Genomic DNA, 20,578 nt, shown 5'->3' with positions numbered 1-20,578 from the left:
GAATGCGATCACATGCGGATGCTTGCGCGGGATCAGAATCCTTCGAGGATATCTTTCTCCGGCCCCAGCGCTTCGTTGACGCCATAGACGCGCGCCGGTTTCGACAGCCGATTCAGGGCGCGCTTGTCGGCGACGACATCCGACTCGTCCACATCGAGCCCCGGCAGATCCGGCTGCCCGGGGTCGACGGGCTTCGCGGTCTCTTCCTCCGCCAAGCCCGGGTGGCGCTGCTGCTGAAGCCCGCCTTCCTCGCCAAGGGAACCGCGCCTGGTACCGTCCTCGTCGGAAGGCATCAGGCGGTCGTCGGTATCGCGCACTTGGCCGCTCCAGTCGTCGGCGCGCGGTGCCGGTTTATCCTCGTAGCCATCTTCGGAAAGATGTGGGGCCGACAGAACACGCTGCGTGAAATTGCGATCTTCGTAATAGCGGAGCTTCTTCGCCCGAATCGGCGGCAGGCCGGACACCAGTACGAGTTCGTCCGCGGACGGCAATTGCATCACCTCGCCGGGCGTAAGCAGCGGACGCGCCGTCTCCTGCCGGCTGACCATGACGTGGCTCAGCCACGGCGCCAGCCGGTGGCCGGCATAGTTGCGCTGGGCGCGCAGTTCGGTCGCTGTGCCGAGGGCATCGGAGATGCGCTTCGCCGTCCGCTCATCGTTTGACGAAAAGGCGATGCGAACATGGCAGTTGTCGAGAATGGCATTGTTCTCGCCATACGCCTTGGAAATCTGATTGAGGCTCTGTGCGATCAGATAGGCGCGGATGCCGTAGCCGGCCATGAAGGCGAGCGCGGTCTCGAAGAAGTCGAGCCGCCCCAGCGCCGGAAACTCGTCGAGCATCATTATGAGCTGATGCCTGCGGGTCTTCTTCGGATCACCCTCAAGTCGTTCGGTCAGCCGCCGGCCAATCTGGTTCAGGACCAATCGCACCAGCGGCTTGGTGCGGGAAATGTCGGACGGCGGAATGACCAGATAGAGCGAGACCGGATGTTCGGCATCCATGAGATCGGCAATGCGCCAGTCGCAGGCTGAGGTTGTCGCCGCGACGGTAGGGTCGCGATAGAGGCCGAGGAAGGACATTGCGGTGGAGAGTACGCCCGAGCGCTCGTTCTCCGACTTGTTCAGCACCTCGCGCGCGGCCGAGGCCACGACGGGGTGGACTTTCGGGTTTTCTGGCGTGCCGAGATGGTTGGTCGCCATCATTCGCCGCAGCGTTGCCGCGAAGGACCGGCGCGGATCGGACAGGAAGGTGGCGACGCGCGCCAGCGTCTTCTCCTCCTCGGCATATAGCACGTGCAGGATGGCGCCGACCAGCAAGGCGTGACTGGTCTTTTCCCAATGGTTCCGGCGCTCGAGCGCACCCTCGGGATCGACCAGGATATCGGCGATGTTCTGGACGTCGCGCACCTCGTCCGGCCCCTTGCGCACTTCCAGCAGCGGATTGTAGCGCGCCGATCTCGGATCGGTCGGGTTGAACAAGAGGCAATGCGAGAACTTCGAGCGCCAACCGGCGGTAAGCTGCCAGTTCTCGCCCTTGATGTCGTGGATGACGGCAGAGCCGGTCCAGGTGAGAAGGGTCGGGACGACGAGGCCGACGCCCTTGCCCGAGCGCGTCGGCGCGAAGGCCATGACATGCTCCGGCCCGTCATGGCGCAGGTATTGGTCCTTCAGCCGGCCGAGGAACACGCCCACTGGACGAAACAGTCCCGCTTTCTCGATCTCCCCCTTCACGGCCCAGCGCGACGACCCGTAAGTGGTGACGAGCCGGCTCTGCCGCGCGCGCCACAGTGAGCCGATAATCGCCGCCGCACAGCCCATGAAGCCGCTGCCCGCCGCCAGCATCCCGGCCTTGTCGAATACCTCCGGCGCATAGGCCTCGTAGTGGTACCACCACGGAAACAGCTTCCACGGCTCGTAGACCGGCCAGCCGAACAGCACGAAACAGGGGCTGCCGAGCTGCGCCTGATAGCCCAGCATGTCCGCACACCACTGCGTCGCCGCCCATACGCCGAGAATGACAATGGCGAACACAAAGGCGATCTGACCGATCAGAAGCTTGGTGGGGCTCATGGGCGTCGTTCCGCTGCTTGAGGCACACGGAACGAGCTTCGCTCGAAGGGACGAAATCTGTTATAGCCTTTATATACCCTTTGATACTTCTCTCTACGGACTTCGCAGCTTTTCCTGAATAGGTCGAAGTAACATGCACCTCTCCGAGCTTGTCATTCGTAATTTTCGCCAATTTGGAGACGGTGATTCTAAAATTAAAATTGTGTTCAACGACGGTGTAACAGCACTAGTAGGACGGAATGACAGCGGAAAATCGGCAATAGTCGATGCTATTCGATATGCCTTACTGACTCGCGACCAGGAATTCATCCGCGTCCAACCGGAGGATTTTCATATAGATCCTTCAGGTACTCAGGCAGCCGACATACTCATCCGCTGTAAGATCAGCGGGCTCGACGATGATGAAAAGGGCGCCTTCGCCGAGTATCTCTCCTATGAAAGCGGGCAAGTCTTCCTCTTGGTAAACTGGGTGGCCAAGAGGCTCAGCGACACGCCGGGTGTCCGGCGATGGATCGACGTTTCAGTTCGCAGCGGCATCGACGGTGCCGGACCCGCTTTGGAAGCCTCCGTTCGTGAACTGCTGGCGAGTGCCTATCTCCGGCCGCTGCGTGATGCCGAGCGGGAGATGTCGCCAGGCCGAGGCTCCCGACTGTCCCAGATCCTCGCCAATGTGCCAGAAATTGGACTGGGTGATTCCTTCGATGTTGACGCTTTACCCGCAGATGCCGCTGCGGTTGGCGAACTGAGTCTCCTTGGGCTGTCGGACTACCTGCGCCACAGCGTGAAGAAGCACAAGGGAATCGGCAGCGCCGAGAAAGCGATCAACACCCAGTATCTCTCCTCGCTGTCGCTCACCGGAGACAGCCTTCGCGGCAAGATCGATCTCATGGAGGGCGGAACAGACAAAGCGCGCCTCCGACAGATTCTGGAACGCCTGGAACTGGGACTGCTCGAAGCGACGACAGGAAGCCCGCGAGGACGGTACGGACTTGGCTCCAACAATCTCCTGTACATGGCCTGCGAACTCCTGCTTCTCGCCCGGGAGCCGGAAGGGCTGCCGCTCTTGCTGATCGAAGAACCCGAAGCGCACCTCCATCCACAGCGTCAGCTTCGGCTCATGGAATTTCTGACGCAAGCTGCCGCAGGCAGGGTTAAGGACTCGCAGCACCCCGTCCAAGTCATCCTCTCGACCCATAGTCCAAATCTTGCATCGAAGATCCCGCTCCAGAACATCGTGATCATGCATGGGGGCCGCGCCTTCCCTCTTACGGAAGGCCATACGAGGCTCGACAAGGGTGACTACCGCTTCTTAGAGCGCTTCCTCGACGTGACGAAGGCCAACCTGTTTTTCGCCCATGGTGTCATTGTCGTGGAGGGTGACGCAGAGGCTATTCTTCTCCCTGTCCTGGCTAAGTTGCTAGGCACTGACCTCACCGAACACGGTATCTCCATCGTCAATGTCGGCGGCAGGGGACTCAGGCGGTTTAGCAGCATCTTTCAGCGTCGGTCTAATGAGGCGCCGGTACTGTCCATTCCCGTAGCTTGCCTAGCGGACATGGATGTCATGCCGGACTGCGCCCCGACCATCCTTGGCTTGGTCTCCGGCGACGATGACGAGAAGTGGTCCAGTTCTAAGCGCCGATGGAAAGCGCTGCGCGACTTCGGTGGGAATGGTAAGACTCAGGAACAGGCGCTGCAAGAGTGGCGCGCTCGTCTGCAATCCGCTGACGGTCAATCAGTAAAGACCTTTGTCGCCGACTATTGGACGCTGGAATACGATCTCGCGTTCTGCGGCCTTGCGGCGGACGTCTACGTGGCTGCGTCCCTCGCTTTAAACGATGACCCGCTCAATGAGGAGAAGAAGCAACGCGCTGATGTCGAAGCGGCCGCCCGAGCTGCCTTCGAGGAAATTGAGACCGCGGCCAATGGCGACCACACGGTACTGGGCACGCGGGTCTATCAGATCTTCCATTCTGGCGGTGCTTCCAAGGCCATAGCAGCACAGTATTTGGCTGAGATGCTATCCAAGCAGGGAGATACCCCGGCATTCGACAGGGCCGCATTTGAAGCTAAGCTCCCCCGCTACATCGTCGAGGCGATCGTGCATGTGAGGGGTGGCGCAACGCCACCTCTGCCACCGGCTCCACAGGAGGCTGCCGGGAATGCCTGACGCTTCGCCACTGATTCCCGAGATCACTGAGGAGGATATCGAGTGGGTTCGCGCCTTGATGGGTCTGGACGCGCTGGATGAGCCGCGCCGTGTTTTTCTTCGGTCCCGCACGACCCTGGACGTATCCGCCTGCCCGGGAAGCGGCAAGACAACTCTGATCGTCGCGAAGCTCGCCATTTTGGCGCGCAAGTGGCCTCATCGCTCCAAAGGCATCTGTGTCCTCTCACACACAAATGTCGCACGAGAGGAAATCCAGAGCCGGCTTGGCAGCACCATCGTTGGTCAGAGATTGCTCGGCTACCCGCACTTCATCGATACCATACATGGCTTTGTAAACCGTTTCTTGGCGCTGCCATGGCTCGATTCAAACGGTTATCCTTCGCCGACCATCGATAACGATGTCACCACCGCTTATCGGCGCGGCACCCTTTCTAACTCGGACTACTGGAAGGTACAAAACTTTCTGGCACAGAAGTACAGCGGCTTCGATCGTTTGCGTATTTGTGCGCGCGATTTGACCTTCGATCTTGGCGGAAAGCCGTTTCCGGCCGGCTCAACGGCACCGAGCTTTGGTCTAGCGAAGCATGCCATCGAGACCGCCGCGAAAGCGGGATACTTCTGCTACGATGAGATGTTCGTGTGGGCGCGGGCGCTTCTGGAGGATTGTCCTGACGTGGCCTCATGGTTGAGGCGGCGGTTCCCGCTCGTCGTTCTCGACGAAATGCAGGACACCTTCGAGCTCCAGGGCGCAATGTTGCACGCCATCTTTCCCCGCACGTCGGCTGATATCGTCGTGCAGCGGGTCGGCGATCCCAATCAGGCGATCTTCGACGACGCTGAAGCCGAGCCCGATGAGAGCGACTCGTTCCCTGATTCAGATGCCGCACGCAACCTGAGCATCCCCAACAGCTACCGCTTCGGCCCGGAAATCGCAGTGCTGGCGTCACCATTTGCGGTGATGCCAGTCAGTCCGACCGGCCTTTGCGGTGCTGGGCCAAAGGCAATCGGCGGGACGCCGACTGCATGCAGGCATACCATCTTTGTCTTTCCCGACGCCGGCACGGCTGGGGTGCTCAATGCCTACGGCAAGCATGTCCTGGCGACCTTTGACGATGCCGACTTGGCAAAGGGACCCGTCACGGCCGTGGGAGCTGTTCACCAGGGCGCATCAGAGGTGACACCGGGGCATCAGCACTTCCCCAAGTCGGTGCCGCATTATTGGAGCGGCTACACGGCCGAGATTTCCCGAAAGGAGCCCCATCCAAGTTCCCTCGTCCAATACATACGTGCAGCTCGGGCCGCCGTGCGTAATGAGAGCGACCTTGCGCCTGCGGTAGAGAGGCTTGCATCGGGCCTTATTCGCCTCGCGGGCCGCATCGGAGATGCCGGACAGCTCAAGCGGAAGGCACGGACGCACCGTACGATCACGGACGCATTGGTCGCCAATAGCACCGTACTTGCAGCATACCGCCGCTTGGTCAAAGCGCTTATCATCGACCGACTACCGCTGACCCAGGAGTGTTGGGACAGTATGCAGGGCGACATTCTCGGCATATGCCGAGCGCTTTGTAACGAGGACGTTTTTGAAGATAACGCAGGCACCTTTCTCGCATGGTCGGCGGATCCTGCTGCGCCGGGCGGCGGTGCCCCAATTTCCGCAAGCGACACCAGCCCGAACGTCTACCGCGTTGAGGAAGGAAGTCGACATGTCGATATCCGGCTCGGGTCAATTCACTCAGTGAAGGGCCAGACCCATTTGGCAACATTGATCCTCAGCACTCACTGGCACGACCACTCATCTGCGCGCATGCTACCTTGGCTTCTCGGGAACAACGTCAATGGAACGGGCGCTGGCAAACGCGACAGGACCCGACTGTTGCAGACATATGTTGCCATGACTCGCCCGAGCCATCTGGTTTGCCTTGCCGTGCCGCGTTTCGTGCTCGGCGACGACCAGGACATCACTCAGCATAAGGAGACCTTGACTGCCCGTGGTTGGCAGATGGTTGAGATCGTTGATGGCATAGCGAAGCAGCCCAAATGACTGGCTAGATCTCACGAGATGCTCGGCCCGCTGCGCTGCCGCCCGATGGTCCAGGAGATGTCGTCGCCGCGCATGACGCCGGAGACCTGCTTGCCGATGTGGCGTTCAAGGACAGGCCGCCAGGGCACGAGGGTGAATTCGCGGCTGTTCTCGACGAGGGCGTATTTGCCGCTGGCGAGTTCAACAGAGCGGCGAAGCGTCCCTTCCACCGGCTCGCCTGAGCGGGTCTCGACATAGGAAAGCCCGAGCTGGTTGGAGAGCTGACCGGCAACACGGGTAAGCTCGCGCCGACGCAGGGTCGCCAGCATGTTGGCGCGATAGACGATCCGATCCTGTTCCTCATGAGCGAGGCCCTCGGCGATCAGCCATTGCCGGCGGCGCGCCTGGGCCTCACGTACCTCCCGGCCGAAACCGGAGTCGCGGCTGGGCTCGGGATGATCCGAGACGAGGTCGCGGTCGAGCCAGGTGGCGCCGCCGGCGCCCACCTGCTGGTCGAGCGTGAGATGGGACAGCTTCTCGACGATGATCGGCGCGGCGCGAGCCAGGCTCCGCTCGTATTCCACCACTCGGTTGAGATGATCGGGCTCGATGATCCAGGTACCGTTGGGCTCGCGGGCAACGCCACCGGTGGCGCGGCGGATGGCCTCGAGCCGCCGCACATGGGTCTCGGCGTATTCCTCGGTGGCGCGGGGATCGTGCTCGAGGTGCAGGTCGATGGTGTAGTGCCCGTCGTTGGCAGCGGCGACCTCGGCGACAGTTCGGTCCACTCGCCGAGGCTCGATGTTCTTCGGTGTCACGCGCACGATGCTGCCGTCCGGTGTCGGCTCGGTCGCCTCGCCCGTGCCGATGTCGACGTAATGGGTCCGCCCATCCACCCCGTCGACGATCAGATAGTGGCGGTCTTTGAGTTCGTCGGATAGCCCGCGCGCCACCACGCGCCCGACGATGGGGTTCGCGGTCGGGTCTCCTGGGTCGAGGATCACGTAATCGCCGGGGCTGCGGGCGATGTTTTGCCCGGCTATTTCGCGGTGCATGGTCTTGATGATGTCGCCGCGCTCGCCCATGCGGCGGAGCGTATCCTCCAGCCCCACTTCCAGCCGCCATTGGCCGGGGCGAAGTTCCTCGGCCAGGCCCAGCCGCTTCAGCTTCTGCAGCCGGCCCACGCGCAGACTCTGCTGGAAGGCGTCGCGGTCGGTCGCGGCGATGAGATCAATATCGTCCATGTCGCGGATGAGGCGGCGATCGATACTGGTCAGGCGCTCCTGCTCGACCTCGCGGTGCAATCGGCCCTCGATCTCGAAATCCGACCACGGCCCGAAATCCAGGCTGACGATCTCGGCTGCGCGCTCGCGCATGCCGGTGGTGATGTAATCACGGGCGATGATGAGATCCTTGCCGCGGTCGTCCCGACCACGCACCAGGATATGCGTGTGCGGATGACCGGTGTTGTAATGATCGACCGCCACCCAATCGAGCTTGGTACCGAGATCTTCCTCCATGCGGGTCATCAGGCGGCGGGCGAGCGGCTTGAGGTCGTCGTATTCCGCGCCGTCCTCGGCCGAGACGATGAAGCGGAACTGATGGCGGTCGCCCTCCGAGCGCTCCAGGAAGGCTTTTCCGTCCGCCCGGTCCTGCTCGGTGCCGTAAAGCTCGCCCGGTTCCCCCTCGCGGGTCACACCGTCCCGCTGGATATAGCGCAGATGCGCCCGTGCCCCGTCCATCCCCTTCCCGGCCAGCTTGACGATGCGGGATTTGATGATGACGCGGCGCTGGCGGAAGGCGGCGTAACGGTCTCGGTTCGCCAGTACGCGCCCGACGCCTGCGCCGCGCCCGATGCGACTGCCGGTGAAGCGTGACTTACGTGCGCCGCCCGCCCCGCCACGCGCAAGGTTCGATGCAGCCAAAACTTGATGCAGGAACTTGCGGCCGCCCTTCGAGCCGCGCGAGCGGATCTTGCCGAGCTTGGGTTTGAAATCGTCGTCGTCGAACACTGTCTGCTCCTCATAGGCCCCAATAAAATGGCGACGAAACGAGCCTCTGAAAGTTGGTGCCAATCGACCCCAGGAAATCCGGGGCGTTGCGGCTCCCATGGCACCACCGCGGAGGTGCATAGCACCATCCGCCTACGGAAAAACCGATGTGCAGACAAAGGCTTACGATCCGCGACAACGCGGATGGTGCCGGAGCTTCATCTTGCCTTACGCGGCTCCCATCAGTCTGTCTGCGACCATCCACGATCATCTGCGATCACATCGACCGATAGCGAGAAAGCCCGGCAGTGGCGAAACCTTGCCGCCGGGCGAACGAAGCAGCGAGAAACGTATGGGAAATGGACTCCGGCGACGCATTTCTCGCCTCATTTTTCATCCGATTTTCGCGTTGAAAGCGGCACGAAAAGCTCGCCATTCGGGATAGAATTTTCGTGACTTGCGGCCTCGTTTCTCGTAGGCGAGAGCGAAAAAAAGAGCCGATGCCCGGAGGCGATTTGATCGGGATTCTGCGTGTCGGTTGGCAGTAAATTCGTTCCGTCCGAAGCGAGAAGGGCCGCACCCGCGAGCATCTCTGTGATGCGCGCGACATAGTCGCGGGTCTCGGCGGGAAGCGGCTTTCCGGTCCGCAGATGGGCCTCGTAGCGGCCCGGTCCGGCGTTGTAGGCGGCGAACAGCGCCGGATAGCCGAAGCGGTCCTGCATGGCCTTGAGATAGGCGGTGCCGGCGAGAATATTGATGCGCGGATCGAAGGGATCTGCGCCGAGATCATGCTGATCGCGCAACTCGGTCCAGGTCTCCGGCATGAGCTGCATCAGGCCCATGGCGCCCTTGGGTGAGACGGCCTTCGGGTCGCCGCTGCTCTCGGCCATGATGACCACCTCGATCCATCTGACGGGAATGCCGAAACGCTGCGACGCTTCGACAATGTGCCCCTGAAACTGGTCGACAGCGGCGGCCTCGGCGGGCGTGACGATAACAGCCGCCGCGAAGATAAGGGGGCTCAGTCGATCCATAGCGCGGCGAGCCTCCCGATCACGCGGGCGCTCGTCACCGGCCCGAAATAGCGGCTGTCGAAGGAGTCCGGGGCGTCGCCCAAGAGGAAGAATTCGCCCTGGACAAGTTCCCGGCATTCATTCCAGCGCGGCAGAGAACGTCCTGCCAGATCCACCTTGCGCTGGCGGGCAACGATTTCGCCATTGACGATGATGGCCCCGTCGAAGGCGCAAACATCATCGCCGGCGACGGCGGCAATGCGCTTGATGAGCGGCACGCCGGCGGGCAGATAGCCGCGAATAGCGGCCAGCTTTTCGATGGACTTCGGGAGGCGGACGAGGACGAAGTCGCCGCGTTCTGGCGCGCCGGAGATGACGCGATAAAGACCTACGGCCACGCTGGCGGAAGCGTTCCAGACAACGTGTGGCTGGGGATGCGCGATGGCGGAGAAGCCGACGAGCGCGATGCCCGCGAGCGTGGCGGCGAGAGGAAGAAAAGCGGGCCTTTTCATCCGCGTTCTCCCTCATCAGATGTGGAGGAATGCCGCCGTCCTTCCGACCAGGAATCGAGGTCGGCGATGTGGTAGCGGACAAAGCGGCCATGCTTGCGGAAGCGCGGGCCGTTGCCTGTCAGGCGCATCTTTTCAAGGGTGCGGAAGGAGAGGCCGAGATAGAATGCGGCCTCCCGCGTGGAGAGGAACGGCGAGCCTTTGCGGGCTTCGGCCGCTCTCGATGTGTGATCGATCATCCTTTGCCTCCTTTCGGCGAAGTTCGACGCGAATGGGCGAAGGATGTCGGCGGGGAGCGCGCTTGCTCAGGATCGGAAAACGGGGGGTGCCGAAAACGATCCCCCTTCGGCAATGAGGAACAGGAAAGCGGCGTCCGGCTCGAAAACGCCGCGAAAAGCGGGGCTCAACGCCCCGCTCTCTCGGCCGTCACAAGCGCCTTGAGCGCTGCTTCCATTTCCGCGATCTGCCGCTTGGCCTCGATGCGCTCGCGCTGCGGCAGGCCGTTGCGCAGCTCCATATTGACGAGCCAGATGCTCTCGCGCAGCTCGTCCTCAGCGTAGAAATGGCCGCGATACTTAACGCGGATGTCGTGGGTGAAATTGATCTGGATGGACATGGGAACCTCCTTGATTGAGCCGTTCTCCCGTCGAGAACGGGGTCCCCGGTCATCCGGATAGAGCCTGTCAAGGACGGCGAAGCCGCCGCGAAGCGGGCGCGGGAGGAGCCAAAATGCGGAGTGGAGCGCCAGCGGAACGGAGTATTTTGGAGGGTGCCCGCGATCCTTTACAGGCTCGTCGCGCCGGATGGCAGAATGGGAAGATCGAGACGGAAAGCCCGTCGGCGCGACCAGCGCCGACACCGTTTGGATTGCGGCGGTCCAACGCGGCGGAATGCATGAAGATAAGCCCCGCCGGATGCGCTCCGGCGGGATCTTCGGGAGTGGGCGGGATCAGCGCTCGCGCGGCTCCCACAGGGCGAGGTGCGAGGTGCCGTCCTCCATCGGCGTCTCCAGCTTGACGAGACGGGCGCGCACCCAGTTGGGGCCGAATTCCGGCGCGGCGATCTTGAGGTTCAGGTAGGTCTCGCCGCTCGACTTGGCGACCTGGCTCCAGCCGGCGCCGACCTCGTAGCGCTGGCCGTTGCCGGCATAGACGCGATAGTCGGGGGCGTTTTCGGACATCTTGTCCACGGGGACGATGACGAGGTTGGCGGTGACGTTGAGGGTCTTGAGGGTCCCGGTGAAGCTGCCGTCGTTCTGCTTGGTGAACGCGCCGAGGGTGATGGCCATGGTGATGATCCTTTCGCTGTTCGTCGCAGGGACCATCCCTGCGATGGCTCCAGCGGAAAGACCGCATAGGCGGGCCGGTTCACCCGCAGCGTGAGCGAAGGGCCGGAACGAAGTGGAGGACCCGCCGGGAGGGAAAATTTGGAGCGAAGCGGGCGCGAGGAATGCCGGGAAAAGTTGACGGCTTCGCCGTCACCCGAAGGGGCGCAGCGTCAGCGGAGCACTTTTCGCGGCAGGGGAAATTTTCCCGGCCGGCGGGTTGAACGGACCGGCGCGGGATTTACGCGATGAGAGACATGCAGGGATGGTGACTGCCTCGATGAACAGCCGGCGAAGGAGCGCCATGGCCTTACGCGCCGCCAGTTCACCGCATCGGACGATGGATTGGCCGGGGTTACAACGACACGAAAACCGCCAACTCTTCAGCCTTCGACCGCGCCCCGGGCATGTCCAAAGCTCCCACTGCACGCCGTTGATGGCATTGCTGCACCGATGAAACTAGCGCCGCTGCGCCACTGTAGCCGCAGGCAGCGAGACCAATCCGACCGCCTGCGTGCGCGCCCCTCTTCAACCGCATACGCACGCCCATCGCAGCCGGAGATACAGGAAGGATGGCATTCCAACCTGCACTCGGGAGCCATGGCCAACGCCGCATTCTCCCCTCCAGGCCTCGTCACCATCGCGTCCGGCGGGCCGCGTCTTGGCCTGTCGTTGGACCGCCACCCGCCCGCGGAGCGGGCGTTCGCGCCAGGGATCGAAGCCGAAGGCCGAAACGCCGAAGGCGGTTCGGTTCACGAGAGCCCGGCGCGCGGGGCTTGTCCCCGCGCGGGCGCCACATCTTCCGGCACCCTTCTCACCCGATTACGGTTGCCGCGACAAAGGTTTCTCTGATGCCCTCGGCTGGTTTGATGTGCCGCAAATTTCACAAACGATGGTAGATTCAATCTTGGGTTATTGTAGAACCGTCGAACAATTGGGGGCCTGGGCGTGAGCAAATCGGATGACATCACGAAGAAGGGAAAGATAGCGGCGAAATCGCTGGCCCATCGATTAACCGGGTTCTCGCTGCCATTTTTTGGCGTTCAGTGGACGCCTCCCGCTGACGAACGAGAGATTATCCGGGGGTTGCTGACCGCGCTGGAAGACCGGCGCGTTCTCTTCGTCCCACACCATCTCGAAGTCGTCTCACAAGTGACTGCTTCTGTGCTGCAGATGCGCGAGCTGCTGACACAGACATTGCAGGCACTGCCTGAAACCGCTCGTGCCGCCGGTTCCGTCCGGGCTATGCGCGCCGCCTGTCGAAAGTTCCTCGAGGAGCCGCATCCGGATTTCCGCAACCTGCCGCCCTGGTATGGCAGAGGGCGTTTCGGCGACGAAGAAGGCAGCCCGCCATTTTTCGTCGCTCTTGGTGAACTGCGGGCGACATTTGGCACCCATGTCGCCGCGCTTGCCTATCAATATGGCATCGATATCGAGGGCGAACTCGCATTGATCCTACCTTCGGCAGACGATGCATCATGAAGGTGCTGCGACAGACGCGGAGCGGACGGGGCAAGCTGTCGGCCGGAAGCATCTCATGAGCGATGTCTTGACCTCCGCTGCGGTCTGGCGATCCGAAAAATCGGTCGGCATCACGGGACACACGCGCCATCGGAATAACCCAAGCCCAATTTCCGTGGGCTTCAATGCCCCCGGCATGTGCAAGACCCTGACCTTCGGCCCGACGGCTCTTGCGGCATCGATCGCAAGAACAGCAACGCTGCGGGATGCACCGCCGGAAATGCTGTCGCGGTGGGGAGACAGCGCCCTGACTGAAGTGGAATGGCTGATTGAAGACGGCGCCGCATTCGCGCTCACACAGCACATTAATTCGCTGGCCGATGCGGAACGTACTGCCTTCGCCGGGCGCGTCGGCGCTGGCGTCACCGATTTGCTCATGAATGCGCTCGGCTATACATGGCGCGACAACGCTGCCTGTCTTTCGAGTGCACTCGCCCCGCATGCCGACTTCATCTACGGAGATGGTGCAGTTACGGATCGCGGTGTAGTGCTGGCGGAAGCGCGTGGATCGTTCGCCGCCAACGTCTCGGCCGCGACCATCACCGGACAGGCAAAGCGCAAGTACAGCAAGCAGGTGAAGCCCCATCTGGCGGCAGAATCACCCCACGGCAAGGTCATTCACGGCTACTCGATTGCGTTCGGCTCAAGACCAGGGTCAGCGGGCGCCTTTCTGCATGCTGCCGAGACGCGCATTTCCAAGCCGCGTGGCAAGCGGTCGCCTCCTACGGAACCGCCCCCAGGCTCGAGCCCGGAGTCGACGCCGACCTCGCTCGCGCTCGCGACGCATCGCGCCAATTTCTCTCTTGTGGATGCGCCGAGCGTTGTGGCTTGGATCGATTGGGTTCGCGCTGGAGGGGAGCGCCCCGATGTCGCTTCACCGCTGAGCTTCCTGGCAATTCCATACGCGGGTCGAACTTTTCTCGCCAGCGCGGAACCCCTCCGGCCATTCCACGACTATCCCCACTGGCCGGACGACCTCTGGCATGATCCGAGATGGTGGCAGCATTTCCGGCGACGGCGCTTGCTACGACGAAGCGGCTATGGCTTTGCGGGATGGTTCGTCATGGAGGAAAAGTCTGCTGAACGGTTTCTCAACTCTCTAAGCGCCATCATCCGCAGCGGGCGAGAGAACACGCCAGCAGTCCTCGAACTTCCACGTATCGAACACGCCGGTTTCGCCGTGGATCGAGACGAAGGGAGCGATGTTTCGCCCGAATCTGGATACGCCTACGCTCTATATCGGGATGGTCTGGCATTGCTGGGCAGCCCACCGCCACGGCGAATAGTCGGACATAGAACTTGGTCGCCGGAAGAAGGGTTGCGGAGCAACTGAGCTGGTTTCGGCCCTCAGGAGCAGACCTGTCGGCGCGGGCATTCAAAGGACAAAAACTTGCATGAGAAATGGGGCGGCGCGTCACGCGCCACCCTCGCCCTTGTCGAACCGCCATACCGCGATCCCCATCTTCCGCGCCTTGTCGGCGAGGTTCTGCGAGATTCCCGAGCCGGGGAAGGCAATGACGCCGATGGGGAGCGCTTCGAGCATTTGGTCGTTGCGCTTGAAGGGGGCTGCGTTCTGATGGCGGGTCCAATCAGGCTTGAAGACGATCTGCGCCACGCCGCGATTGCCAGCCCAGCAGGCGGCGATCTTTTCGGCGCCTTTCGGCGATCCGCCATGGATGAGCACCATATCGGGATGCTTGGCGCGGGCCTTGTCGAGGGCATCCCAGATGCGGGCGTGATCATTGCAGTCGACGCCGCCGGTGAACGCGATGCGCGGACCGGTGGGCAGCAGCGGTTCGGTCTCGGCCCGCCGCTTGGCGGCGATGAAGTCGCGGCTGTCGATCATGGCCGCTGTCATCGTCCGCCGGTTCGTCATCGAGCCAGTGCGGGGCCGCCAGGCGGAACCGGTCGCGGATTCGAATTGAGTGGCGGCAAGGTCGCGGAGGTTCTCGAAGGCGGCGCGGCGGTCGAGCAATGCCTCGCCGCGGGCAGTCAGGCGCTCGAGTTCGACCGATTTGACCTCCGAGCCGTCCTGCTCGCTTGCCAAGCGCCGCTGCGTCATCTCGTTGTCGTCGAGCAAGCGGTCGAGCCAGCCGACGCGGCGGTGGAAGAGATTGGCGAAGCCCCAGAGGACGTCATCGAGATCGTCATTCAGCGCCGTATCGGCCATGAGGGCAATGAGGGCGGCTGCGGCGGCCTCGATCTCCTGCTCGGCACGGTCGGCTTCGGGCATGGTCAGGCGCTCCGGATCGTCCGGGCCGGGACGGGTGCCGTGAAGCGCCATTTCGTCGAGGACATGGGCGGTTGGCGATGCCGCGTGATGAGGTTCGATCGCGTCGTCGGTGAAGAGGTTGTGCAGCATGGGGCTGTCTCCCGGTTCCGAGGCCGCGTCCGTCGCGGCCTTTCCGGGGATCGCCCGCCAGCGCCAAGGGGCGGCTTTGCACCCGCCGGGCCACAACGAAGTGGAGGACGGCCGTCAGGCCGTTGCAAAGCCGACCGGCGCTGGCAGATCCCTTTCTTGGAAAGGCCGTGGCGCGGCCCCTTCCGAACCGGGAGGCCGGCCCAATGCTCGCCCATCGCCATCCGACCCTGACGACCTTCACACGCATCGTGTCCGCCCGCCCGCGACAAGGAAGCGCTGAACATCGTCCGGGGCGAGCAGCTCGGCGAGCCACGCCCTGAGCCGGTTTGAACCGAGCGTCAGGAGATCGGCGTTGAAATCCTCCGTCCTCGGGGCGAGCGCGCGGATGTCGATGTCGCCGGCTGTGGAGCGGGCGTGCAATCGTTCCAGTGCGAAACGTCCGGCCTTGTCATTGTCGCGGGCGACATAGAGACGGCGCAGCCCGGCCGGCAGGATCAGGGCAGCGAGGTGTGCGGCGGAGAGTGCGGCGACGATCGGCATGGCGGGCATCACGGTCTTGAGCGCCAGCGCCGTTTCGATGCCTTCCGCCGCCGTCAGGACGTCGGAGGCAACGCCGAGCCGGACCGCGTTTCCGGCGAGATGCCCCATGGCGCGGCGGGGCTGATCGAGAGGCGCCTTGCCGCCGCCAGGATCAAGCCAGGTGCGATGCGCACCGGTGATGGCGCCATCGAGATCGGTGACGGCGGCGATGAGCGCCGGCCATGTCTCGCGGCCTTGCGGCCCGCGATGAAAGCAGTGCGGATGAAAGCGCAGGACGGAAACGTCCGTAGGCAGAATGATGCCACGGCTTTGGAGATAGCGGTCCGCCAGCGTGCCCCGGATGGGCTTCGACGCGGCGAAGAGCCGCCGCGCCGCTTCGGAAGAGTTCGTCGGCGCGGGCGGGGCGACCTGGCGGATCGGCGGAACCGGGAGGCTTAGGAATCCCCGCGCTTCATCGAGCGCGGCACGGAAGCCGAGGCCATGATTGAGGGCGATGAGGTCAAGAAGATCGCCATGCGTTCCATCAGCGGCATCGCAAAACTTCCCGGCACGTTCGCCGGAAAGGCGGACATAAAGACTCCGCCCCGGCGTTCCCATGACATCGCCGCAGATCCAGTATCGGCCCTGGCGGCGACCGTTCGGCAAGTAATAGCGGCACACCGCCTCGGCCTGTTCACCGAGACGGCGCGCCAGATCGGCGGCGCGGGACATATGTCACCCCCGATCCACGATTTCGGTGAGCGGCCAACGGTCGGTGAGACTCTCGAAAATCGCCTTGCCGGATTCGCCCACGGGCACGAACAGCCGCAGCTTCCAGGAGATGATCTCACTGAACAGACCGCGCGCTTTCAAGGCATCGACCATGCCGGAGGTGAAGCCGGTGAGTTCGATGCGGTGTTCGTTCATCACCCGCACGCGGCGCAGGCTGAGACCGTCGACGAGATGCACCGTGACCTTGCCGTCGTTGACGAGGCCCCAGGCATCCGCCGCCGACATCTGCGGCGCATCGATGCCGAGATTGCGGCAAACCGCTTCCGCCTCGACGGGCGACAGCATGCGGCCGATGATGCGCTCGCCGTCATCGGTTTGGAGGCGATAGACGCGGGCGTTGGTCTCCGGAAGACGCCGCCAGATCGGCAGCAGGAGGCCGGTGACGAGGTGGAACGTGCTCGTCGAGAATTCCGGGATTCCGGCGATCTCCTTTTCCCATGCGGCGATAAACTCTTCCCTCTCCGCCTCCTTCCAGTGCGTGGCGGCGAAGTCATCGACGCTCATCGTGTCGCGCTGCATGGGGCGGATCAGCCGCACGCGGCGTTCCACGCTACCATCGTCGTGCATCAGGCTCGGCGCGGAGGTTTTGGCAGAAGCCCGGCCCGAGCGCTCATTGACCAGGAGCTTGCCATCGCGGATCGTTAAGGCTTCATCGACGGAAAGCGGCTGATTGCGATCTTTCCGCTGGACGGTGAACAGCCGCGTCTCGGCTCCGCTGTCATGCTGCCAGACGGTACGCCGGTCGGTGACGATCAGGCTTTCGGCGCGGATCGTCTCCAGCCCGACATCATGGATGCCCGCTGCAATGGCTGCTTCGATCCGAGCGTTCAAAAGCTCTTCGAAGGCCGTGAACACGGTGTTCTGCAGGGCGATGGGTAGCGCCAGCAGGCGGTTGAGGAAGGTCGTGATCGGCGGCAGGTCCTCCTTCAGTGTCCCGCCCTCGAAGGTGAGCGACAACCCCGTGGCTTCCTCGAACCGCTGGAGCGAGCAGCCCTCGATGCCGCCCTGCACCAGCAGCATGTAGAATTGCCTGAGCGCCGCCCGCGCCTGATCGCCTTCGAGGTTGTCCTCGGCTCGGAACAGGCCCTGACCGCCGGTCTGACGCTGCCCGCGGGTGATTGCGCCCAACGTGTCGAGCCGCCGCGCGATGGTGGAGAGGAAGCGCTTCTCGGCCTTCACGTCCGTGGCGATGGGGCGGAACAGCGGCGGCTGCGCCTGATTGGTGCGGTTGGAGCGGCCGAGGCCCTGGATGGCGGTGTCGGCCTTCCAGCCGGCTTCGAGCAGGTAGTGGACGCGCAGGCGCTGGTTCTTCGCGCCCCGGTCGGCATGGTACGAACGGCCCGTGCCGCCGGCGTCGGAGAAGACCAGGATGCGCTTCTCATCGTCCATGAACGCCTGCGTCTCGCCGAGATTGGCCGAGGGCGGACGGTTCTCGACGCACAGGCGATCGCCGTTGCGCACGATCCGACGCGAGCGGCCGGTCACCTCGGCGACCTTATCCGTTCCGAAATGCTGCACAATCTGATCGAGCGCGCCGGGCACCGGATCGAGCATAGCGAGTTGCTCGATCAAGCGGTCGCGCGCGGCGACCGCCTCCCGGCATTGCACCGGGTTGCCGGATTCGTCGAAGACAGGGTGGGAATGCAGATTGCCGTCCTCGTCGGTATAGGGCTCGAAGAGTTGGGTGGGAAAGGCATGGCTCAGGTAGGAGCCGACGATCTCGCGAGGAGATAGATCGACCGACAGGTCGCTCCATTCCTCGGCAGGGATTTCCGCGAGCTTGCGCTCCATCACCGCCTCGCCGGTGGACACGAGCTGGATCACGGCAGCATGGCCGGCTTCCATATCCGCCTCGACGCTTTTGATCAGCGTCGTGCACTTCATGGCCGTCAGGAGATGCGAGAAAAACCGCTGCTTGGCCGACTCGAAGGCCGAGCGGGCGGCGGATTTGGCCTGGCCGTTGAGCGTGCCGGTCGATCCGGTGATGTTCGACGCTTCGAGCGCGGCGTTGAGGTTCTGGTGTATCACTTGGAACGCTTCGGCATAGGCGTCATAGATGGCGACCTGCGCGGGGCTAAGATCGTGCTCGCCGATGTCGACCTCGACTCCCTCGTAGGAAAGGGAACGCGCCGTGTAGAGCCCGAGGGCCTTCATATCGCGGCTCATCACCTCCATGGCCGCGACCCCGCCGGCCTCGACCGCCTGCACGAACTCGGCTCGATTGGCGAACGGGAAATCCTCACCGCCCCACAGGCCGAGCCGTTCGGCATAGGCGAGGTTGCGCACATCGGTGGCGCCGGTGGCGGAGACGTAGACCACGCGGGCGTCCGGCAGCGCCCGCTGCAGGCGCAGCCCAGCGCGGCCCTGCTGCGAGGGGAGCTGCTCACCGCGCTCGCCCTTGCCGCCGGCGGCGTTCGCTAACGCATGGGCTTCGTCGAAGACGATCACGCCATCGAAGCTCTCCCCGGCCGAGCCTGCCCCCGCGCAGGCGTGGGAGCCGGCGTCAGCCCCCAGCCATTCAATGATCTGCTGAAGACGCGAGGCTTTGCCTTCGCGTTCGGCGGAACGCAGGGTGGCGTATGTGACGAAGAGGATGCCTTCGGTCAGCCGGATCGGCGTTCCCTGCTTGAAACGCGACAGCGGCTGAACCAGCAAGCGCTCCATGCCGAGCGCCGACCAGTCGCGCTGCGCGTCCTCGATCAGCTTGTCAGATTTCGAGATCCACAGCGCTTTCCGGCGGCCCTTGATCCAGTTGTCGAGGATGATGCCCGCGACCTGCCGGCCCTTGCCGCAGCCGGTGCCGTCGCCCAGGAACCAGCCGCGGCGGAAACGCACGGCATTCTCGGCGCCTTCCGTAGCGGCATGGATATTGTCGAAGGTCTCATCGACCGTCCACGATCCCACGAGATGCCCGGAATGCACATCGCCGGCGTAGATAACGCTCTCAAGCTGAGCGTCGGAGAGAACGCTACTCTTTATTATATTCACCGGAAGATGCGGCCGATAGGAAGGGTGCGGCGGCGCCACCGAGGCCATAGCCGCCGACTGCACCAGCTTCGTAGGATGCGGCTTGGCGCCTGGGATATGGATCGATTGCAAGGCGTAGCCCTCGTAGAGCGCGTCGGTCAGGTCGGCGCCCTCGGCCGGCTTCCATTCGATGGGCTCATAGGTGAGCTCGACGGCATCGGGCGCCGTAGAAATGACGGGCTGCGGCCTGCGCGCGATTGGCGCGACCTTGCGCACAACCGCGGGCTTCGCCGCTGTACCGAGCCCGATCTCACCGTACACCTCCAAGCGAGGCGGCACATGTTCGATGACACGGGCGAGCAAGTCGGCGGCGTTCTCCGCGCGCGGCAATACCGGCGACGAAGCCGATTCAAGCGACTTGTCGATGACGGTGAGGCGCGTGTCGAAGGTGGTCCCGTGCTTGTAATAGACGGAGCCGTCCACAACGCAGGTGAAACGCACCGCGCCGTTCAGCTTATCGACGGGGAAATTGTGCCCGGTGATGGCGACCAGGCGACCGCCCTCGGGCAGGCGCGCCAACGCCGAGCGCACGTGATGGAAGTCCGCGTCGGAGACGCGCCCCTGCACGTGGAGCGCCGCCGAGAAAGGCGGGTTCATCAGCACGACCGACGGCGCGATATCGTCCGCCAGCCGGTCATCGATGCTGGCGGCATCATGGGTGCTGACCAGGCTGTCCGGGAACAGCCGCCGCAGAAGCGCGGCCCGCGTCTCGGCGATCTCATTGAGCGCCAGCCGCGCGCTCATGATCTCGGCGAAGACGGCGAGCAACCCGGTGCCGGCCGATGGCTCCAGCACCGCATCATCGCCGGTGAGGCCCGCCGCGATGCTGGCCACATAGGCAAGCGGCATAGGGGTGCTGAACTGCTGGAACTCCTCGGACTCCTGCGTGCGGCGGGTGTGGGTGGGAAGAAGCCCGGCGATGCGGGAAAGCATGGCGAACATCGCCACGGGTGAGCCCGCCTTCTCGCGCATGGCGCAACCATATTTGCGGAGGAACAGCACCTGCGCGGCTTCGCAAGCTTCGTATGCGGCTTTCCAGGTCCAGAAGCCCTCGGCGTCGGAACCGCCGAACGCCTTCTCCATCGCCTGCCGCAGGACGCAGGCCTCAATGAAAATGCCGCGTTCGAGACCGGTGAGAATGCGCTCCGCCGCCTTGAGGATGCAGGCGGCCTCTTCTTCGGGCGTACGGATGGGTGCGGCGGCCGTCACCGCCGCCGCTGGCGTCATCAGATTCATGAGATTGCTCCGGGATTGAGGT

At 63.5% G+C, this 20,578-nt stretch carries 14 protein-coding genes; 4 read left to right on the top strand and 10 right to left on the bottom strand.

The window, feature by feature from the left end; translation table 11 throughout:
* Nucleotides 1-32: 32 nt before the first annotated feature.
* The gene (locus tag V2L18_RS06130; protein ID WP_336177054.1) at nucleotides 33-2,069 is read right to left on the bottom strand and encodes a conjugal transfer protein TraG; all 2,037 of its coding nucleotides are present in this window, start codon (nucleotides 2,067-2,069) and stop codon (nucleotides 33-35) included.
* A 133-nt stretch (nucleotides 2,070-2,202) separates the two neighbouring features.
* Between V2L18_RS06130 and V2L18_RS06125 the strand changes: the two genes are divergently transcribed.
* On the top strand, nucleotides 2,203-4,239 hold the full coding sequence (locus tag V2L18_RS06125) for an AAA family ATPase (RefSeq protein ID WP_336177053.1): 2,037 nt from the start codon (nucleotides 2,203-2,205) through the stop codon (nucleotides 4,237-4,239).
* A complete protein-coding gene (locus V2L18_RS06120) occupies nucleotides 4,232-6,283 on the top strand; it encodes a UvrD-helicase domain-containing protein (RefSeq protein WP_336177052.1) in 2,052 nt (683 codons plus the stop codon). The genes V2L18_RS06125 and V2L18_RS06120 overlap by 8 nt, the downstream gene beginning before the upstream one ends.
* Before the next feature lie 11 nt (nucleotides 6,284-6,294).
* On the opposite strand, the gene rlxS is transcribed toward V2L18_RS06120, so the two are convergent.
* The 6 genes from rlxS to V2L18_RS06090 all read right to left on the bottom strand — a co-directional run bounded on the left by rlxS (nucleotide 6,295) and on the right by V2L18_RS06090 (nucleotide 11,063).
* Nucleotides 6,295-8,274 (bottom strand): relaxase/mobilization nuclease RlxS, encoded by a 1,980-nt coding sequence (gene rlxS / locus V2L18_RS06115; RefSeq protein WP_336177050.1) that lies wholly within the window; start codon nucleotides 8,272-8,274, stop codon nucleotides 6,295-6,297.
* Nucleotides 8,275-8,639: 365 nt separating this feature from the next.
* A complete protein-coding gene (locus tag V2L18_RS06110) occupies nucleotides 8,640-9,287 on the bottom strand; it encodes a lytic transglycosylase domain-containing protein (RefSeq protein WP_336177049.1) in 648 nt (215 codons plus the stop codon).
* On the bottom strand, nucleotides 9,275-9,778 hold the full coding sequence (gene lepB, locus V2L18_RS06105; RefSeq protein ID WP_336177048.1) for a signal peptidase I: 504 nt from the start codon (nucleotides 9,776-9,778) through the stop codon (nucleotides 9,275-9,277). Before lepB ends, V2L18_RS06110 begins: the two co-directional genes overlap by 13 nt.
* Nucleotides 9,775-10,014 carry a helix-turn-helix domain-containing protein gene (locus V2L18_RS06100; protein ID WP_086466653.1) on the bottom strand — a complete coding sequence of 80 codons (240 nt, stop codon included), beginning with the start codon at nucleotides 10,012-10,014 and terminating at the stop codon, nucleotides 9,775-9,777. Before V2L18_RS06100 ends, lepB begins: the two co-directional genes overlap by 4 nt.
* 164 nt (nucleotides 10,015-10,178) lie before the next feature.
* A complete protein-coding gene (locus V2L18_RS06095) occupies nucleotides 10,179-10,391 on the bottom strand; it encodes a hypothetical protein (protein WP_336177045.1) in 213 nt (70 codons plus the stop codon).
* A 333-nt stretch (nucleotides 10,392-10,724) separates the two neighbouring features.
* Nucleotides 10,725-11,063, bottom strand: a complete 339-nt coding sequence (locus tag V2L18_RS06090) for a DUF736 domain-containing protein (RefSeq protein ID WP_336177043.1) — start codon at nucleotides 11,061-11,063, stop codon at nucleotides 10,725-10,727.
* Nucleotides 11,064-12,047: 984 nt separating this feature from the next.
* Between V2L18_RS06090 and V2L18_RS06085 the strand changes: the two genes are divergently transcribed.
* Both V2L18_RS06085 and V2L18_RS06080 read left to right on the top strand, forming a co-directional pair.
* Nucleotides 12,048-12,581, top strand: coding sequence for a DUF6650 family protein (locus V2L18_RS06085; protein ID WP_336177041.1), 534 nt, complete (start codon nucleotides 12,048-12,050; stop codon nucleotides 12,579-12,581).
* Between the two features lie 55 nt (nucleotides 12,582-12,636).
* Nucleotides 12,637-13,953: a hypothetical protein gene (locus tag V2L18_RS06080; protein WP_336177039.1), complete on the top strand. Its 1,317-nt coding sequence runs from the start codon at nucleotides 12,637-12,639 to the stop codon at nucleotides 13,951-13,953.
* A gap of 81 nt (nucleotides 13,954-14,034) precedes the next feature.
* On the opposite strand, the gene V2L18_RS06075 is transcribed toward V2L18_RS06080, so the two are convergent.
* The 3 genes from V2L18_RS06075 to V2L18_RS06065 form a co-directional block, all read right to left on the bottom strand.
* A complete protein-coding gene (locus V2L18_RS06075; RefSeq protein ID WP_336177038.1) occupies nucleotides 14,035-14,982 on the bottom strand; it encodes a DUF2493 domain-containing protein in 948 nt (315 codons plus the stop codon).
* A 237-nt stretch (nucleotides 14,983-15,219) separates the two neighbouring features.
* Complete coding sequence (locus tag V2L18_RS06070) at nucleotides 15,220-16,233, bottom strand: toprim domain-containing protein (RefSeq protein WP_336177037.1); 1,014 nt, start codon at nucleotides 16,231-16,233, stop codon at nucleotides 15,220-15,222.
* A 3-nt stretch (nucleotides 16,234-16,236) separates the two neighbouring features.
* On the bottom strand, nucleotides 16,237-20,556 hold the full coding sequence (locus V2L18_RS06065) for a strawberry notch family protein (RefSeq protein WP_336177036.1): 4,320 nt from the start codon (nucleotides 20,554-20,556) through the stop codon (nucleotides 16,237-16,239).
* Between the last annotated feature and the right edge of the window lie 22 nt (nucleotides 20,557-20,578).

It is taken from the genome of Breoghania sp. JC706, assembly GCF_037026715.1.
GTDB lineage: Bacteria > Pseudomonadota > Alphaproteobacteria > Rhizobiales > Stappiaceae > Breoghania.
Note: the sequence above shows the minus strand (reverse complement) of the source record. Positions and strands in the feature narration are given on the sequence as shown.

Bases quoted from the DNA above. Each gene is read 5' to 3' on its own strand.
- V2L18_RS06125 (WP_336177053.1), top strand. From the start codon at position 2,203: ATGCACCTCTCCGAGCTTGTCATTCGTAATTTTCGCCAATTTGGAGAC.
- V2L18_RS06095 (WP_336177045.1), bottom strand. From the start codon at position 10,391: ATGTCCATCCAGATCAATTTCACCCACGACATCCGCGTTAAGTATCGC.
- V2L18_RS06130 (WP_336177054.1), bottom strand. From the start codon at position 2,069: ATGAGCCCCACCAAGCTTCTGATCGGTCAGATCGCCTTTGTGTTCGCC.
- V2L18_RS06065 (WP_336177036.1), bottom strand. From the start codon at position 20,556: ATGAATCTGATGACGCCAGCGGCGGCGGTGACGGCCGCCGCACCCATC.
- V2L18_RS06090 (WP_336177043.1), bottom strand. From the start codon at position 11,063: ATGGCCATCACCCTCGGCGCGTTCACCAAGCAGAACGACGGCAGCTTC.
- V2L18_RS06100 (WP_086466653.1), bottom strand. From the start codon at position 10,014: ATGATCGATCACACATCGAGAGCGGCCGAAGCCCGCAAAGGCTCGCCG.
- V2L18_RS06075 (WP_336177038.1), bottom strand. From the start codon at position 14,982: ATGCTGCACAACCTCTTCACCGACGACGCGATCGAACCTCATCACGCG.
- lepB (WP_336177048.1), bottom strand. From the start codon at position 9,778: ATGAAAAGGCCCGCTTTTCTTCCTCTCGCCGCCACGCTCGCGGGCATC.
- V2L18_RS06070 (WP_336177037.1), bottom strand. From the start codon at position 16,233: ATGTCCCGCGCCGCCGATCTGGCGCGCCGTCTCGGTGAACAGGCCGAG.
- V2L18_RS06110 (WP_336177049.1), bottom strand. From the start codon at position 9,287: ATGGATCGACTGAGCCCCCTTATCTTCGCGGCGGCTGTTATCGTCACG.
- V2L18_RS06080 (WP_336177039.1), top strand. From the start codon at position 12,637: ATGAGCGATGTCTTGACCTCCGCTGCGGTCTGGCGATCCGAAAAATCG.
- V2L18_RS06120 (WP_336177052.1), top strand. From the start codon at position 4,232: ATGCCTGACGCTTCGCCACTGATTCCCGAGATCACTGAGGAGGATATC.